The organism is Thalassolituus sp. UBA2009, assembly GCF_002335285.1.
GTDB lineage: Bacteria > Pseudomonadota > Gammaproteobacteria > Pseudomonadales > Oceanobacteraceae > Venatoribacter > Venatoribacter alkanivorans.
Map to the genome: position 1 here is coordinate 12,045 of NZ_DDCJ01000155.1, position 4,707 is coordinate 16,751.

The 4,707-nt window shown below is 55.6% G+C and carries 4 protein-coding genes; all 4 read left to right on the plus strand.

Annotated elements, in window-relative coordinates:
* A partial coding sequence (locus B3P58_RS19325) for a YheV family putative metal-binding protein (RefSeq protein WP_286719864.1) occupies positions 1 to 273 on the plus strand: 273 nt, incomplete at its 5' end.
* A gap of 333 nt (positions 274 to 606) precedes the next feature.
* Positions 607 to 2,331, plus strand: a complete 1,725-nt coding sequence (locus B3P58_RS19330; protein WP_286719867.1) for a hypothetical protein — start codon at positions 607 to 609, stop codon at positions 2,329 to 2,331.
* 32 nt (positions 2,332 to 2,363) lie between these two features.
* Positions 2,364 to 2,969 (plus strand): penicillin-binding protein activator LpoB, encoded by a 606-nt coding sequence (locus tag B3P58_RS19335; protein ID WP_286719870.1) that lies wholly within the window; start codon positions 2,364 to 2,366, stop codon positions 2,967 to 2,969.
* A gap of 9 nt (positions 2,970 to 2,978) precedes the next feature.
* Entirely contained in the window at positions 2,979 to 4,019 is a 1,041-nt protein-coding gene (locus tag B3P58_RS19340; protein WP_286719872.1) for a hypothetical protein, read from the plus strand.
* Positions 4,020 to 4,707 lie beyond the last annotated feature (688 nt).

Here is a 4,707-nt window from a genome sequence, read left to right on the forward strand (position 1 = left end):
GCCGGCGCTGTCTGCCCCAAGTGCAGCGAAATGGACAAGACCGTTATGTACAGTAACGATGACGGCGAAGAAGTGCGCGAGTGCATCAGCTGTGGTTTCAGCCAGACCACCACCGAGCAGGCGCAGGAAGATCAGCAGACGCAGGAGCTGGTAACGCGGGTAACGCCCGATGGCAAACCGATTCTGGACGACGGCGAGCAACCGCTGAAAATTCTCGGCCTGTCACCTTCCGCTGTTAACACAGAGGCTGATTCTGGCGCTGACAAAAAGTGACCTTTTTATTGGTTGAGTCATCAGTAAAGAGCCAGTAGACTGACATTATTAACAGCACCCGCTGCCGGCTGTCTGACGCAAGGATGTGTCAGACGGCCGGATTCGTTTTATCTCCCCGCTTTTCTTATTATTCTCTGCTTTTCATCATTCGTTCAGATTCACGCTTTATGCTTGCCGGCCCTGCTTTTATGGCGGCAATGTTTCCGCACCGTCCGGATGCCGGGGCTGTTTTTGAGCATGGTGTCGTTTTCGGGCTTGGGCTTTCAGGACAGGCGTTTTAGACTGTCGCTCCTCAAGCTAATTAACGAGCAACTTATTAAGCAAGGAGCTGCTGTGAAACCGGGTAAAACCCTTCGTTCAATTTCTGCGTTGCTGCCAGTGATTTTGCTGGCTGGTTGTGCAACCTATGGTGCCGGAGTGACCGGTGCTATTCAGGATGTACAAAAAGGCGATTACGCCGCCTCCGAAGCCAAATTTCAGAAAGCCCTGAACCCAAGCGGTAATGACCGTCTGCTTTATCATATGGAGCTGGCGGTGGTTAAACATCTGGAAGGCGATTTTGCTGCCAGTAATGTGCTGCTCGATAAAGCGGAGCGCATCGCCGAAGACCTGGAAACAACCAGCATTACCGGTTCCGTGGTGACGCTGATGTCAAACCCGCGTCAGGGCCCTTACGGTGGTGCCGATTTCGAGAAAGTCTTTATTAACTATTACAAGGCACTGAACTATTTTGGTCTGGCGCAGCTGGCGACCGACCGCAATGGTTATTACGACGCACTGGAAGGTGCGCGTATTGAGTCCCGCCGCCTGATTATCCGCCTTAACGATCTGAACTCGCGTAAAGGCACCTACGCCGAGCAGAACGATAAAGATCAGCAAACCTTCACCAAACTGCTGAAAATCTTTGAGAAGCTGCAGGGCAATCTGGTGGATATGGATAAACTGCAATACCGCGATGACGCCATGGCGCATTACCTCACCGGTATCAGTTTTGAAATGAACGGCGAGTACGATGATGCCCGCATCAGTTACCAGAAAGCCGCGAAAAGCTATGAAGATGGCTTCAGCAAGCAGTTCCGCCTGGACTCAGAAATGACCGCGCAGGCCTGGTTCGACACCATCCGCATGATGCAGAAGGCCGGAGGTTACAACACTGAATGGCGCGCACTGGCAAAGAAAAAACTGAGCAAAGCGCGTCAGGCCGAGCTGAAAAACTGGACAGCTGACAAAGCCCAGATCATCGTGCTGGAGCACAAGGGTCTGGCGCCACAGCGTAAAGAAATGAGTCTGGAGCTGTCGGTGAATCCGGCCCTGCAGGCGCTGGAAATCCGTCCGTATTTCTTTGGTAACGACAAAGCCCAGCTGGCCTGGTTCTATGTGCTGTACGCCGATAAAGATATTTTCGATGCCGTGGCGAACTACCTCGATGCCGCCGAAGTCGGATACTGGTTTAACAGCTTTACCAAGACAGTGCCTATTGGCCCGCTGTGGAATACCGCGCAGGATATGGGTCTGCTGAGTGCCATCGGCGATTCTATGCGCATTACCGTACCTTACTATTCACCGGTTAAAGCGCTGGGTGAGAGTACCCTGAGCGTTGATGGCGAGCGTCACCTGATGCTGAAATCCTCCAACCCGGCATTGATGGCGGTGCAGGAACAGATGGTTAACTCATCTACCGATATTCAGCTGGCGCTGGCGCGTTCATCATTGAAAGCCTTAACCGCACAGTCGGTTGCTTCAGCTGGTGGCAGTGGCTCGCTGGGCAGTATCCTGTCGATGGCCGGTAAACTGACGGCACAACTGACCGATGCTGCTGAAACCCGCAACTGGCTGTTGTTGCCAAGCGATATCCGCATTCGCCGGGTTGTTGTTGAGCCGGGTGAACATACACTGGCGCTGGACTCCACACTGAACGTGGGCCAGCGTCAGAGCGCGCAGGAACAGGTGAATCTGAAAGCCGGAGACATCCATCTGTGGCGCGTACGTACATTGCCTCCTCTGGCCGGTGCGGCCAAAGAAAGCGAAGTAAAACAACTGATTAAAGTATCTGAATAACTCATATTCATTGTCTGATAAGGAAGGACACCATGCTGACAAATATCACCAAACTGACTGCCTGCACTCTGCTGGGTGCCTCTGTGCTGCTGTCTGCCGGTTGCTCAACCAAAGTAACCCGTCTGGCGGCTAACGAAGAAGTGGCGCTGTCTGATCGCTGGAATGCTAAAGACTCCGAACTGGTGGCCAACGAAATGATCACCGACATGCTGTCTTTCCCATGGGCGCGTGACTTCGAGATGGACAATAACCGTCGTCCGACCGTGATCATCTCGCGCATCAGCAACAAGTCGCACGAGCACATTGCCGTCGATACCTTCATCAACGACATCAAGCGTTCCATCATCCGTTCCGGCCGTGCCGGTTTCGTGGCCGGTGGCGATGAGCGTGATGCGGTACGTGATGAGCGTCGCGATCAGGAACTGAACGCCAAGAACGCCAAGGCTCAGGGCCAGGAAAAAGCCGCTGATTTCGCCCTGTCCGGCACCATCAACTCGCTGGTGGATCAGGTGGGCAAAGATCGTGTGACCTTCTATCAGGTAGACCTGAAACTGATCGACATGGAATCCAATATGGAAGTGTGGAACGGTCAGAAGAAGATCCAGAAACTGCAGCAGAAATCCTCTTTCGGATTCTAAGGACAGCCCGTGGCTAAGCGCTTACTGGTTGCGGCACTGGCACTGGGCACAGGCATCAGCCTGCTGTCCGGTTGTGTCGGCAACAGCACCAAACCGGCCAAAGACGCAGCCCGCAGCAGCAAAGCTCCGGCCTGGGTAACGCAGCCGCCGCAGATGCGCGGCATGGCCTACGGCATCGGTTCGATGGAAATCTACGGCAGTGCCACCGATGCGGTAAAACGCGCGGCGGAACTGGCGCGGATTGATCTGGTATCGCAGCTTAAAGTCACCGTCAGCGGTGATTTCAGCAGCGAAACCGTCGAGCTGAGCGGCAGCAACCGCGACAGCGAAGTGCTGCGTACCGTGCGTAACTATGTGCGCAGTCAGGTGCCACCGGCCGAGCTGGACGAAGTTCAGATCAGCGAAACCCATACCGACGCCAAATATGCTTACGCCCTGGCCGAGCTGGATCGTAATGCCGCGGCCGCACGTCTGCGCCGCGATATGAACGATATCGAACAGGAACTGAGCGCCATCGGCGAACTGCAGCCAAGCGGTAACCGCCTGCAACAGCTGCAGCCGTTATTACCGGCACTGACCCTGTTCGCCAAGCGTGAGCGTCTGGGTGAGCGTCTGACGCTGATCAGCATGGAACGTAAGGCCCCGGCCTTAAGTCCTGAGCTGAAAGCACTGCAGGACTGCATCTACGCCCAGATCGACCAGCTGCAGGTCAGCCTCGAACTGCTCGATGACGGCGCCCAGACCATTGGTGGCGGCGTGCTCGAAGCGCTGACCTCACAGGGACTGCGCATTCAGGACGGCAGCGACGCCGACCTGCGCTTCGATATCAGCGCCCAGCTGAGCGGCAAAGCCAAAGATGGCAGCCACTACGTGTTTGCCGACAGCCGCGTTACCATCCGCGATGGTGCCGGTCGTGTGCTGAGCTCGTTCAGCAAGCAGGCCAAAGGCGTGTCCGGGCTGGAAGACGTTGCCCGACAGAAAGCCGCCCGTGAAGTTGCCAAGCTGATTGGTGATGAACTGGCGGTAGCGCTGGTGGATAAAATCCGCTGATGGCGGTTATCGCTCCGGTATAAACAAGAGCCTCGGTTGAGGCTCTTTTTTTGTCTGGTGTTTGGGTTGATTGGTGTTGGTCGTCAGCTGCGCTGGATGGCTTTGTAATCATCTCTGAGCCTTTGCGGGTGCTCCGCCCCCTGCGCCCCCATGCAAGGAGAGGTATCTCCTTACGATCCTCTCTTGCGGCTGTGCGGCGCTGTTCAGTCAACTGCGTGGCCAATCCGGCCCGCACAACAATTCGCCCGGAGCTTAGAGCTTAAAACCTTTGGAGGAAGAAGCTCCGGGCCGAGTCGTGCTTTCCACCGGATTGTCTGCCTGGTTGACTGGCACCGCACAAATGCCGCGTTTATTTAGACGCAACGCGGCTTTTCAAATAAATAAAAGCGGGCACTGAAAAGCGGTCTGGCGTCATGGTTTTATGCGCCTGTAGGACGCCGGTCTGAATCATTCTGCGCCGGTACGTCCCGGTAGGATGCCGGGCGAGCGAATAGGGCAATGGACAATTTTGTCGGGAACAAAATTGAGCAGCCGCAGGCTGACCCGCAGGGCGTAGGGCAGGATGCCCGGAGTACCGCCCATTATTCGCGTTACCGCGACCGCAGGATTATTCAGAGCGGATGAAGTCCTGCACAGCGCGAAGCAGGGGCCCGGGGGGAGGTGTAGTGGGCTAATCAATCCGGACACC

Excerpts from the sequence above, each read along its gene's own strand:
- B3P58_RS19335 (WP_286719870.1), top strand. The coding sequence starts at position 2,364 with ATGCTGACAAATATCACCAAACTGACTGCCTGCACTCTGCTGGGTGCC.